Annotated in this window: 11 protein-coding genes; 1 reads left to right on the forward strand and 10 read right to left on the reverse strand. The window is 36.5% G+C overall.

Going from position 1 to position 12,242, the window contains the following annotated elements; translation table 11 throughout:
• Positions 1–73 precede the first annotated feature (73 nt).
• The 4 genes from LQ50_RS24255 to LQ50_RS24260 form a co-directional block, all read right to left on the reverse strand.
• Positions 74–925, reverse strand: coding sequence for a CsxC family protein (locus tag LQ50_RS24255; protein WP_052144622.1), 852 nt, complete (start codon positions 923–925; stop codon positions 74–76).
• Positions 926–1,228: 303 nt separating this feature from the next.
• On the reverse strand, positions 1,229–1,888 hold the full coding sequence (locus LQ50_RS06920; RefSeq protein ID WP_034627524.1) for a CAP domain-containing protein: 660 nt from the start codon (positions 1,886–1,888) through the stop codon (positions 1,229–1,231).
• A gap of 505 nt (positions 1,889–2,393) precedes the next feature.
• On the reverse strand, positions 2,394–4,070 hold the full coding sequence (locus LQ50_RS06925; protein WP_034627525.1) for a GMC family oxidoreductase: 1,677 nt from the start codon (positions 4,068–4,070) through the stop codon (positions 2,394–2,396).
• Positions 4,054–4,638 (reverse strand): gluconate 2-dehydrogenase subunit 3 family protein, encoded by a 585-nt coding sequence (locus tag LQ50_RS24260; protein WP_052144623.1) that lies wholly within the window; start codon positions 4,636–4,638, stop codon positions 4,054–4,056. Before LQ50_RS24260 ends, LQ50_RS06925 begins: the two co-directional genes overlap by 17 nt.
• Positions 4,639–4,827: 189 nt before the next feature.
• Between LQ50_RS24260 and LQ50_RS06935 the strand changes: the two genes are divergently transcribed.
• Complete coding sequence (locus LQ50_RS06935; RefSeq protein ID WP_052144624.1) at positions 4,828–5,517, forward strand: DUF421 domain-containing protein; 690 nt, start codon at positions 4,828–4,830, stop codon at positions 5,515–5,517.
• Between the two features lie 146 nt (positions 5,518–5,663).
• On the opposite strand, the gene dcd is transcribed toward LQ50_RS06935, so the two are convergent.
• From dcd to LQ50_RS06965, 6 genes are all read right to left on the reverse strand, one after another.
• Positions 5,664–6,197, reverse strand: a complete 534-nt coding sequence (gene dcd / locus LQ50_RS06940; RefSeq protein WP_034627527.1) for a dCTP deaminase — start codon at positions 6,195–6,197, stop codon at positions 5,664–5,666.
• An 18-nt stretch (positions 6,198–6,215) separates the two neighbouring features.
• Positions 6,216–7,415, reverse strand: a complete 1,200-nt coding sequence (locus tag LQ50_RS06945) for a GTP-binding protein (RefSeq protein ID WP_034627528.1) — start codon at positions 7,413–7,415, stop codon at positions 6,216–6,218.
• Positions 7,416–7,744: 329 nt separating this feature from the next.
• Positions 7,745–8,512, reverse strand: a complete 768-nt coding sequence (locus LQ50_RS06950; RefSeq protein WP_034627530.1) for an ABC transporter permease — start codon at positions 8,510–8,512, stop codon at positions 7,745–7,747.
• Positions 8,513–8,544: 32 nt separating this feature from the next.
• Entirely contained in the window at positions 8,545–9,465 is a 921-nt protein-coding gene (locus LQ50_RS06955; RefSeq protein WP_034627531.1) for an ABC transporter ATP-binding protein, read from the reverse strand.
• A 33-nt stretch (positions 9,466–9,498) separates the two neighbouring features.
• Positions 9,499–11,487: an FtsX-like permease family protein gene (locus LQ50_RS06960; protein WP_034627532.1), complete on the reverse strand. Its 1,989-nt coding sequence runs from the start codon at positions 11,485–11,487 to the stop codon at positions 9,499–9,501.
• Positions 11,477–12,241: an ABC transporter ATP-binding protein gene (locus LQ50_RS06965; RefSeq protein WP_034627534.1), complete on the reverse strand. Its 765-nt coding sequence runs from the start codon at positions 12,239–12,241 to the stop codon at positions 11,477–11,479. Before LQ50_RS06965 ends, LQ50_RS06960 begins: the two co-directional genes overlap by 11 nt.
• Position 12,242 lies beyond the last annotated feature (1 nt).

Here is a 12,242-nt window from a genome sequence, read left to right on the forward strand (position 1 = left end):
TTTTATAAGTAAGCTCGTGTAGGCTCAATTGAAACAGGGTATTCCAATCAAGGAATACCCCTATATTCTTCAATTATTCAAAACTTCCTCTTAACTGTTGGTATCTAGCTTTTGCAGTTAAGCCAGTAAACCCATTATCATCGTCATCATCAGCATCTAAAGCTACTTGTTGAGTTTGTAATAATTTCAAGAAAAGTACAACTTCCATTTTCTCTGTGATCTTATCGAAACGTCCCCACTTATCAAAATCCTTTAAGAGATCCACTTCGTTAATAAATGACGCTAGAAGCTTACATTTGATTGGCTCATTAAAGAATTCAAAGTTAATTTGAGAATGTGCACAACGATTAGCACCATGTTTATCCTTCGCTAGTTCTCTTCTTTCTAAGACCGTATTTTTAATACTTGGGAATGCAAAATCGGTTGGATTCTCTAGTGCCACTGTTTGATTACAATGAATCGGCACATCGACAGAGTAGTCACGAATATAGCCGCTTCCATCCGTATACTGAATATTTTTGTGAATGAAACCAGAGACAAATAGGCTTACAAATTCTGGGCCTCTAAGTGATGGAACTGCTTTACACTGCGTTAAATATACATTCTTTCGGATGTTTTTGATTTCTTTTGCAGGTGTAGGAAGCTTAATGTGAGCCTCAACATTCGTTGCTAATTCAATTTCTGCTAAAGCGACAGGTGTATCAATAACAGGGACTTCTAATTGATTTCCTACTACTTCTAAATTAGCTGAAGTACAATCGGAAGCTGATACTTTGGCTTCGTCACCTGGTTTTGGCGAAGGACACTTTTCATGATGACCATCATGCTTTTGAGGTTTTGGTGACTTCGCGTGAGGTTTTTGCTTATGCTTTGGACTGAATAAGAAGCCACACGGGCTTTTTGTAACATGTTTCTTATTTTTCATAACCATCTCTCCTAATTTATATTATCAAAAAGGAAAAGCAGATCACCTTTTGATTTACTACTGTATATGTAAGTTAGAGAAATAAGGGTGGACGAACATAGTAGACTTTGACACATTTAAAATAGAAAGAATAAAAAACAGCCATAACCTATCAGCTAAGGCATAAATTCGATCCTTTTAACTCTCAAACCGCTTAACTCTTGTTCCGCTCCTTTCTCCTTTTCCCTCTCCTGTAGACACTCAAAAAAAGAGGACTCATCCTTGAGCCCTCTTTTATCATTTCATTGTTCTCTTCAATAATTCTTAATCCTTAAACAACTGAACAAACATTTTTCCGTAAGGACCACCATCGATAATCCCGATACCTACTTCCCCATATTCTGCATTTAGGATATTAGCTCGGTGTCCGTCAGAATTCATTAATGATTGATGGGCAGCTTCGACTGTTTGATTTCCTGCTAAGTTTTCTCCAGCTGTACGATAGCTCACATCAAATTGATTTAACATATCAAAAGGCGAACCGTATGTTGGCGATTGATGAGAGAAATATTGATGATCTATCATATCTTGTGCTTTCACTCTAGCAACTTCCGTTAGTTGTTCGTTAATTTCCAATGGAGCTAATCCACGATCCGCTCTTTCTTGATTAACTAAATCAACCATTTGCTGTTCGTCCTGTGTTAGGTTATTTTGCTCTTCTTCAGTAGAAGGATTCTTTACTTCATTTTCATTACTAGGTTCAGGTTGTACTTCTTCAACTTTGTTTTGGTCCTTTTCAACTTGGTTAAACTGGCTTACGTATGATTCATAGATTTCTTTATACCAGTTTTGTAACGATTCTTGATTAAACTCATTTACATGAATCGTTTTAACTTGAACGTTCTCACTTGCATCAACTTGTCCACTAAAACTAGTAGCAATGAATGCTGTAGCAAGACAAGCTGTGACCATTAATTTTTTCATTTCTTTCCCTCCTAAGGAATGTTTTGTTGATCGGTCGTTCTCTTAAAATGTAACATGTCCATTCTGCAATCTCATTGGTAAAAACTAGATGAATAGGAAATCTAAAAATGTTGATTTACTTTAACCCTAATGTGACAAAACTGTTGGTATAAACGCAATTCCTTCTCCATGAATGGGACAAACCTTCAAATATACAATTTCCAAATTTCATTAGTAATCGCTAATCTTATAGATTTCTTCATAGTTGGTTACAAAACTGTAAAAGAACGTACCCCGCCTTACTCTGCCAGAGCATCTGGACTTCTCTACATAACCGAAAGACCAGATAGAAAGGCCGAAGCCATTTAACGAATCGATTTAATAGAGTTTGAATAAGAACGGTGAATATAACAATGACATTACCGAATACCTTGGTTGATGGAAATTAGTTGAGATGAACGAAAAAAGGAATGTGCTAGTAGCATCACTCCTTTTTGCTGATTATTTTAAAAACTACAAGGTAGCTTTACTCAATAATTACCCGCCCTACCTTAGCTTCTGTCTTAATAAATTCTGCTACCCAGTATGCCAATGCTCCTACGGTTTCCCCAGGATTATAAGCCCCGATCGTGGGAAATGATGAAGAGCCAACAACAAAGAGATTCTCAACTTCATGAGTTTGACAGTAGCGATTGACAACTGATTTATCGGGATCCTCCCCCATTCTCGTCGTTCCACCTGCATGACTGTTTAATACCCACGGGTCCCCCATTTCACCTCCCCAAATGTGAAGTGCACCAGCCTCTTTATAAATTTCATAGGCTCGCTGACGTAAAAAGGCAAGCTGCTTTTTCGTTTGAGGATGCCAGTTGAAGGTAACTCGAGGTATTGGCAAACCAAAAGAATCTTTTACCTTAGGATCTAAATCAATATGTTTGTCGTCTTGAGGGGGTTCTGTTAAGTAGATCCGGGAGTTGTAATGGTGGGTATATGCCTTTGATAAAAACTTCTTATATTCCTCCCCCCAGTTTGGAATTCCTTCTGGAGTTGGGGCACCAGTAAATTCTATCGGTTGACCTGCAAAGCCGTGGGGATCGGCTCCAGTAATATTTCCGCCCATCACAAAATCTTCTCCATAGTCTTCTGGTGAAAAATTATCGTCTGCAAATCTGTTTACAGCCCACCTCGGAGTAGGTCCAATAAATGAGTTCATTGGTTCATCAAAGAGACCAATCAATTGCGTAATATCTCTCATATGAAAATAACGTCCTACCTGACCACCATTGTTTGCAATACCGTTTGGAAATTGTGCAGATTTTGATAAGAGCATTAAATGAGTCGATTCTAAGTAATTAGCAGCAATGATGACTATCTTCCCCGTCACATGCTGTACGTCCTTATTTTTATCAAAGTACTTTACCCCTTTTGCATGTCCGTGTTTATCAACCGTTATTTCAAATGCACGGCTATGAAAACGCAGCTCAAAATTAGGGTTCTGTCTAGCTTTACGAATTTCCGTTAGTCCAACATCGCCCTTTGCTTCTACGGTACATCCATAACTCTGACAAAAGCCACAATAACCACAAGCAAGGCGACCATCATAATCAATGGAGTTAATGGCACCTGGTACCGGAAACGGATCGTATCCCTTAGCTTTGGCTGCCGTCACAAAATGACGTGTGGCATAGCTTGGTACCGTTGGAGGCATTGGATAAGGTTTTGTTCGTGGTGGATGGTATGGATCCTTTGTATGGTCTCCGCTAACACCTATTCTCTCTTCAAATTTTTGATAGTACGGTTCCAAATCGGTATAGGATATTGGCCAATCAATGATTGCTCCATTCTCAACTTGACCAAATACACTCCTCGCTTTAAAAGTAGCAGGTTGAAACCTCCATGATTGGGCCCCCCAATGAAGATGATCACCACCTGGTCCCCATCCACTCCATCCTGTAATCACTCGTTCGGTAGGTTTGCTATTTTCAGATCTCCAGGTAAATCGCGGTTCATCCTGGGGACCCCACAACACTTTATTCCGAATAGGGAATTTCAATTCATCCATTGAGTATTCATCGGAACCAATGTCTGGTCCTCGTTCTAGTGAGATGACATATAGACCAGCATCTGTAAGCTCCCTTGCTAAAATTCCTCCCGCACAACCGCAACCGACAATAACGACATCTGCATCAGTTTTTTTGCCCATTGTTTTTCCTAACATCTCCTCTCAAGCTAACGATATCGTCGGTTTCCCAATTCTTACTTGTGTGGGTAATTGGATGAAACCTGGAACCTGGGTAGTCTATTATCTTCCAGCCGATCATTTTATGATTTCCTCCATACTTAGGATCTGCAAACATCCCTTGCATGGTATGCTCCCTTAAGAGATCAAAAAATTCAGTGCCTTCTAACTCTTGTAGAATGGCAGTTCTTTTTTTCTTAGAAAGCTTTTTAAATGACTTGCCATACTTTTTTTTCGAAAGTTGCTTCAATGTATCTAGCCCTTCTTCATAGGTTGTAAGATCCTGGCGATTGTCCGCTTTCAATGATTGTAAAATAAACCGTGCCACTCCCGCTTGTTTGGCACCAGGAAAAATCGTGTTAACAGCTTCAAGAAGAATGGGTATAAATTCTTTCTTAAATTCAGGTACTTGACAGCCAGCTCTTTGATGTCGAATTAATTCATCCCATTCCTTTTCTGTGTAACAGATTTGCGCTCTGCCATCTAATGGCCGAGAGCGGATATATGCTGCTCTCATTTTTTTCTTTGCCATTAACACTTCCTCCTCATAGAAAGTAATTACAACTCATTTTACTTTAAGAGGCTTATCCTTATTACTATCAATTACAGAAATCTGCACTGCCTGCTATCCTGCACTTAGATTGGAATACTTTGGGCCATTCTGGTTAAATTAAAATATCTCCTATAAAACGATTGAACATAAAAGGTGGTACATATAGAAATGACATTATATGAAATGCTTATACGCACAACCATTGGATTTATCATTCTTTATGTATTATGTCGTATGTTAAACAAAAAACTAATTGCTCAAATGACGTTCTTTGATTTTGTTGCAGGGATCACAATTGGATCGGTTGTGGCAAGTTCTATGCTCATGAAAGATGTTCCTGTTTTAATTGGGATGTTCGGGCTGATTTTATTTTGTTTTTATACATTTCTGAGCAGTCTTGGTGCGATTAAAAGTTTACTTGGGAGAAAAGTATTAGAGGATGAACCTACTTATTTAATTAAAAATGGACAGGTCTGTGAGGAGGGACTTAAAAAAGTAAGATTAACGATGGACAGCCTGTTGACCGGTTTAAGAAAGAAAGGTTTTTTTTATATTGATCAAGTTGAAACTGCATTCTTGGAGACAGATGGGACCATAACGGCTTTAGCTAAGCCTCCGTATTTAAGTGCGATGCAAAAGGATGTTTTTAATATTCAAGCAAGTCGAGGGACAGCCCAAGCTTTTATTATTGATGGGCAAATCCTTTCAACGAGCTTAAAGCTATTAGGAAAAGATACGACTTGGGTTAGACAAGTATTGCAAGCCAATAACATTGCAAATATACAGGATGTATTTTTTGCGCAAATTGATGAGCAAGGGAATCTTTATATCGATAAAAAAAGTGATAGCGCATTCTGATTTTCTTATAATCCTTAATAAACCTATTCTTGCAAATTCGACTGCAATGTTCTTAAGGAGTAGCCGTATCATGGCTACTCCTTGAGTTTTTACTTATTTGAAGAAGATCTTCCCTTATAAGGTGCAACAAGTTCTAATTCCATCCCTCACATTATTTCTTTAAAGATTTCACTTGATGTAGCTCCCTTTTGATTCAGGTATTTCCCTTTGTAAGGTTCAGCTTCTTCGTTCAGCTCAGCCATAACAAGCTGACAAATCCTACGACCTACAGGCAATTCGATTGGTAGGCGATTAGCATTGAATAGTTCAAGTGTAATCTCCCCTTTAAAACCTGGGTCAACCCAACCTGCGTTCTGAATAAATAATCCTAGCCTCCCTATTGAACTTCTCCCCTCTACAAAAGCCGTAACATTATTAGGCAAGCGAACCGTTTCAACTGTGGTTGCTAAAATAAATGTTTGAGCTGGAAGGATAATCTTTCCATTATTGGGCGTGATTCTTCGATAAGCAGCAGGCTCACAAAGGGTAATTAAACTCTCATTGTAATCATCAATCGTCACAAAATGACTTCCTAATCGTAAATCTACCGAAGCTGGCTGAATCTGTTCATTCGTAAGAGGAGAGATTTCTAACTCATTATTTTTGATTTTTGATAAAATACTTTTCCCTGATAAAATCAAATGACTCCCTTCCTCCTTTTAAGCCTTTTGTAAATTCCAATTAAACGGATCCTCTAACTGTTTCCAGTCAGTTGTGAATTCAGTATCTGTTAATAAACAACCATCTAATTCCTTTGTAATCTCATCCTGATTTAGATCCGTTCCTATGAATACTAACTTTGTGTGTCGATCACCAGATTCCACATCCCAATCTTGAAGCAAATGAGGGTTTTCCTTTAGAATTTTCTTTTGTTCAGCAGCTGGTAGACTCGCTACCCAGTAAGAAACAGGTTCAATCGCAACGGAAGGACCTGCTTGCGACATTAAGAGTGCTAAATTATTTCTTGTCGCGCACCAAGCAATCCCTTTTGCTCTGACTACATTTTTGGGCATTGAGTGTATCCAATTGTTAAATCGAATCGAGTGAAATGGCTCCCTTCTCATATACACAAACGAAGAAATCCCATATTCTTCAGTCTCAGGAGTATGCTGTGCATGTCCTTGAGTTAATTCACGAATCCATCCCGCTGAACTACTTGCTTCTTCAAAGTTAAATAATTTTGTATTTACTATTTCTTGCGGGTCTACCTCTGCGTGGATAGAGCGAATGAGCTTTGCTTGTGGTTGCAAGGTTCTTAAGACTTGTTCTAGCTTTTGTAATTCTTCTTCTGAGACAAGATCACATTTATTTACTATTAATACATCACAAAATTCAATTTGATCGATAAGTAAATCAGATATTTCTCTTTGGTCTTCTTCGCCTAATGCTTCCTTTCGATCAAGCAAGCTATCCCCAGAACGGAAATCATGCCAAAAACGATACGCATCTACTACCGTTACCATTGTGTCCAAACGACAAAACTTCGTTAAATCTATATTTAACTCCTCATCTATATAGGAAAATGTTTGAGCAACTGGAGTAGGTTCACTAATACCCGTTGATTCAATCACAATATAATCAATATTGCCTGCTAGTGCTAACTTCTCAACTTCAATTAACAAGTCTTCTCTAAGTGTGCAACAAATACAACCGTTAGACATTTCTACTAGCTTCTCTTCTGTTCTAGATAATTCTCCTCCCTGTTTAACTAAATCTGCATCAATGTTAACCTCACTCATGTCATTGACTATAACTGCCACTTTTAGTCCTTCGCGATTTTTCAAAATATGGTTAAGTAAGGTCGTTTTACCAGAACCTAAATAGCCGCTTAATACGGTTACGGGAATCGTTTTATTCATAAATACCTCCTACTCATTCTTCCTATTTTTAATATAAACAATAGAATTTCATAAACCGTTTTAATCTAGTGTTTAACAACACAAAAGAACACGTTCACATGGCGGATGAATCTGCATGTTATAACAGGAAAGTCCGAAATAAATCGTAATGATTACGATTAACACCATTTTAAGTGGCTACTACTCATTTGTCAAAATTTATTTCTCCATACCTTATAAAAATGGAGATCACAGCTAAATAGAACATGTACTAACTCACACAAATAGGGGGTGCCTCAAAAGGTCAAAATCGGACCTTTGAGGCACCCCTTAAACGAGTAATCAATTAATTATACATTTACATCTCTTTTTGAAAAAGTAAAAATAGACACTATGAAAAATACAGTCATATGAATAGTTAAGTTAACAAGGGAGAAATAGACAGTCATCCCTTCAAATAACGGTCTACCGTAAAAATACTGTGCTAAATTTGTATTTGCAAATAAAATATATTTTCCCGCTTCAATATGATAATGCGACAACAATTCTAATAATAACGGAATAGACATTAATAAAAAGATTGACATTGAAATAGAAAAAGTACTACTTCTCGTAACAATAGATATCATCATCACAAAGGTACAAACTACCACTATTTCAATAAAACCAAATCCATAATTCAAGATGATGCGTACGATAAAAGCAGGATCCAATGTTAATATAGTACTAAAAAAGAATGCCCCACCGAACAATACAGACGTGAATAAATGAACGCAAACCACTAATACGATAAACAACAGAACAGCAACATATTTAGCTAAGAGTATTTTCAGACGCGTTGCAGGACGAATTAATACAAGCTTGATTGTCCCTGAAGAAAACTCACTAGAAACAAGATCCCCAGCAATAATTATACAAAGAAAATTTAACACAAATAGAATATACGTACTAATATTTAAATGATCCCAAAAGGTGAAATTTGTATCGAAAAAAATAAACCTCATGGCCATTGCTACTAGAAGATTCATAACTACTAACAAACCAATTAAGACCCATGATCTCGGACGCTTATATATCTTAATATTTTCAGTGAATACAAGATCGAAAAAGTAGTTCATCACTAACCCCTTACTTCCCTTTACTCATTTACTTATTGCTTTTGTAGACGCGATAGGAATGCTTTCTCTAATGATATTTTTTTCTTTTCAATACCGACAACACTGATTTGGTGTTCTATTAAAAACCGATTCACGTTTGCTACGTCATAAATGGATGAGTGAATTAAAAATCCGTCTGAGACAATTTCAAGTATTTGATCATGCTGAGGAAGAAGCGTTATAATTTCTTTCAGTTTGTCTTTTTCGATAACTTTAAATTGATAAATATCCCCAGTACCACTATCACTTTTCAGCTCTTCAAGATTGCAATCACTAACTAACATTCCATTATCAAGAATGAGGACACTGTCACAAATCATTTCAATCTCGGCTAACAAGTGACTCGAAATCAAAATCGCCGTCCCATTATTTGCGAGCATTTTTAAGTGTTTCCTAAGGTCTTGTATACCCGAAGGATCGAGTCCATTTGTTGGTTCATCCAACAAAAGAATCGCAGGACGATGTAGCATGGCTTGAGCTAAACCTAACCTTTGTAGCATCCCAAGGGAGTATGTTCTAACCAAGTCATGAATATAATCAGTCATCCCTAATAAATCAATCACTTCTTCTACTCTACTTTCGGGTGTATCAGGTGCCATTCGATAAAAAATTTGTAAATTATCATAACCGGATAAATAGTCATAGAGCTCTGGATTTTCTATGACTGCTCCCACTTTGCCAATGGCTTTTTCAAAATTCCTGTGAATGTCATTACCCTCAATCTTAATGGTACCTACTGTCGGTCTTAATAACCCAACTAACATTTTCAAAATAGTTGTTTTTCCTGATCCGTTCGGTCCTAATAACCCTTTTATTTCTCCTCTTTCCAACTGAAAAGAAATATCTTTAACTACACAATCTCCTCCGATGTTTTTAGATACGTTTGTAACCTCTAAAATCGCGTCTCGTTTCATACATACAACTCCTTCTCTATGCCTTTAGGAGGTTTATTCAATGGCTTTTCGATAAGTTACCCTAAGCCAAGAATAGTAAATACCTGTAAGTAAAATATATAGTCCGATCACCTTTGTTCCATTTATGAAAATGGTTGAATTAAGTAACTCCATCTCCACAACGTTGTACAAATTGATCACTATACTTAAACTTAACCCAATAAGGCTTCCAATGACTATTGGCAGGACAATGACCATTTTCAGTTTTTTATTTACATACGATTTGATTTCTGTTGAGGTGATGCCAACCGTTCTTAACAACTTTATTTTTTGCTGATCTGATAAAACATCAGAGAATGCTTTAAAATAAAGGAGCACCCATACCGTTACGACAAATAAAACACTAATGAACGACATGATAAAAAGTGCGAAGCCCGAAACTTCTTTCGTATGATGATACCGGTCATATTTAGAATGCACGATGTAAGGTTGAATGTAACGCTCTCGAATGGTTTGTACTGCTTCTTCATTCAACTTCTCCACGACACCTAGTGCAGCTTCCATTTCTGACTTCAGCTCAGCAACAAAGTCTCCACTTTCTAACCATTCATTAAATTTAAATATATGGATTGAACCTAGCTCATAACTTAATGCATCATTTTTTATTCTTTTCATATCCTCCTCATTCAGTACAATGAGAATAGGCTGTGAAAAAACATAGCGATCAAATAACTTTTTTTGCAGTGTTCCTTGATTAGACAACGTGTATTGATTTTGAGCGTTTTCCAAGATGAGGGAATCATCAAAATAGGTAACTGTTTCATTATCAGATTGATTGAAGTCGATAATGACAGCTTGTCCTTTGTCTACCTTCATTTCTGTATTCAGCAATAAATTTACTTCTTCTACTGAACTTGCTATCACGTGCTTATTCGTTCGCCATGGAGTATGATTCATATCTGCAGCATACAGGTAAACAATATTCAGACTATGCTTCTCAGTTAATTGTTCTCCTTCATTTACTAATAAAGGCTCAATATCCATATGATCTAGCAATTGTATAGCTTCATAGTCTTTCATCACTACATCATACAATTGCTCATTGTCTGCAATGGTATAGCTTTGATGAAAAAGGGTATACGAAAGGGTGGAGAAAAAAACAATCCCGATACTTAATAGACAAACCATAAAGATAACCGCACGATTTTGAGAAAATTTACTTGCGAATTCAGATATGGGTAAGATGTTTTTATAAAATAGTTTTTCCTTACAGTTATAAAACATATAAATAAGAGCGACCAAATGACTAAGCAGTAGATAAACTCCTATAACACAACAAACAATAGATATAAGGATAACTTCCCTCATCCTAACAACATTCGAAAAATCATTTGTGTACATATATAGATAGGTTAAAGAACCAATTATAATGACGAGTCCAAGCAAAGCAGCCAACAAATTTCCATCTCGCTTCATTTCCTTGACTCGATTGTTCTTCAAAAGTTTCGTCACATCATACCTTTTCATCTTCATTAATGTTAAACTGACGATCAAGATATAAATAGGAAAAAAACAAATGGCTGTCCATAAAAAACTACCAAATGTTAAAGAAAAGCGAATATCCTCAATGGCTAAGATCGTAGTAGTAATCATAAAAAATAAACGAGAAAAGACACTACCGCTAATTAATGAAATGATCAGACTGCCAAGAAATATAAAACTATTTTCCCATATGATGATTTTTTTTAAGTCTTTATGAAGTAAACCGTAAGAAAGAAGAATACCAAATTCTTTCGTTCTACTTTTAAAAAACTGTTGAAACGAATACGTAATAATAAATAGAGAAAATATACATGAAATAACTCCTGCAATTTGAACAATTTGCCGGGTACCAGATGACGCTTGCTCGTTAAAATCCGGCGCAAACCAAATCGCTGTAAATAGAAAGAACACCGTCATGGAAAAGCTCACACAGAAAAAATAAGAAAGGTATTTACGAAAATTAAACAAAATCAACTTGAGGATGAATTGATTATATGTCATAGTCATCCTCCTCTAACACAGCTAAGTTGTCCAAAATATGTTTGATGAAATGATCTTTTGATTCTTTTTTATATACTTGAGTTCTTATTGTTCCATCCTTTAAAAATAACACTTTATCACTATAACTTGCTGCAATAGGATCATGTGTGACTAATAAAATGGTTGTGTTATGCTTTTTATTCGTTTCTTCTAAAAACCCTAATACCGCTTTGGAAGATTTAGAATCCAAATTCCCTGTAGGCTCATCAGCAAAGATAACAGATGTCTCATTGATTAACGCACGGCACACGGCTGCTCGTTGTTGCTGGCCACCTGAAACTTGATAGGGGTACTTATATTTGATTGATAAAATACCAAGACGTTCCATTAACTCGTCAGCTTTTTCGTTCATTGAAGTCTGTTCTTCTCGATTTAAAATCATTGGCAGCATAATATTCTGTTGAATCGTCAAGCTATCAAGTAAATTAAATTCTTGAAAAATATAGCCTATGTGAGAACGTCTAAATATGGCTAATTCATCACCTGTCATCCCATTAATGTTAGAGCCTTGAATGAATACTTCTCCAGATGATGGCTGATCAAAACCACTTAAGACATTAAGCAATGAAGACTTCCCACTTCCTGATGGCCCCATAATAGCAATAAACTCCCCTTGTTCTAATTCGATATTAAATTGATCCAAGGCGACTGTTTGCGCAAATTTTTCCCCTTCGCCATATACTTTTTTAATGTTCATTGCCTTTACTATACTCATA

The sequence above is a fragment of the Halalkalibacter okhensis genome, from assembly GCF_000787375.1.
Taxonomy (GTDB): domain Bacteria; phylum Bacillota; class Bacilli; order Bacillales; family Bacillaceae_D; genus Halalkalibacter; species Halalkalibacter okhensis.

What these genes read in the sequence shown, in the direction of transcription:
- LQ50_RS06950 (WP_034627530.1), bottom strand. Translation starts at nt 8,512, where the DNA reads ATGAACTACTTTTTCGATCTTGTATTCACTGAAAATATTAAGATATAT.
- LQ50_RS06960 (WP_034627532.1), bottom strand. Translation starts at nt 11,487, where the DNA reads ATGACATATAATCAATTCATCCTCAAGTTGATTTTGTTTAATTTTCGT.
- LQ50_RS24255 (WP_052144622.1), bottom strand. Translation starts at nt 925, where the DNA reads ATGAAAAATAAGAAACATGTTACAAAAAGCCCGTGTGGCTTCTTATTC.
- LQ50_RS06955 (WP_034627531.1), bottom strand. Translation starts at nt 9,465, where the DNA reads ATGAAACGAGACGCGATTTTAGAGGTTACAAACGTATCTAAAAACATC.
- LQ50_RS06965 (WP_034627534.1), bottom strand. Translation starts at nt 12,241, where the DNA reads ATGAGTATAGTAAAGGCAATGAACATTAAAAAAGTATATGGCGAAGGG.
- LQ50_RS06925 (WP_034627525.1), bottom strand. Translation starts at nt 4,070, where the DNA reads ATGGGCAAAAAAACTGATGCAGATGTCGTTATTGTCGGTTGCGGTTGT.
- LQ50_RS06945 (WP_034627528.1), bottom strand. Translation starts at nt 7,415, where the DNA reads ATGAATAAAACGATTCCCGTAACCGTATTAAGCGGCTATTTAGGTTCT.
- LQ50_RS06920 (WP_034627524.1), bottom strand. Translation starts at nt 1,888, where the DNA reads ATGAAAAAATTAATGGTCACAGCTTGTCTTGCTACAGCATTCATTGCT.
- LQ50_RS06935 (WP_052144624.1), top strand. Translation starts at nt 4,828, where the DNA reads ATGACATTATATGAAATGCTTATACGCACAACCATTGGATTTATCATT.
- LQ50_RS24260 (WP_052144623.1), bottom strand. Translation starts at nt 4,638, where the DNA reads ATGGCAAAGAAAAAAATGAGAGCAGCATATATCCGCTCTCGGCCATTA.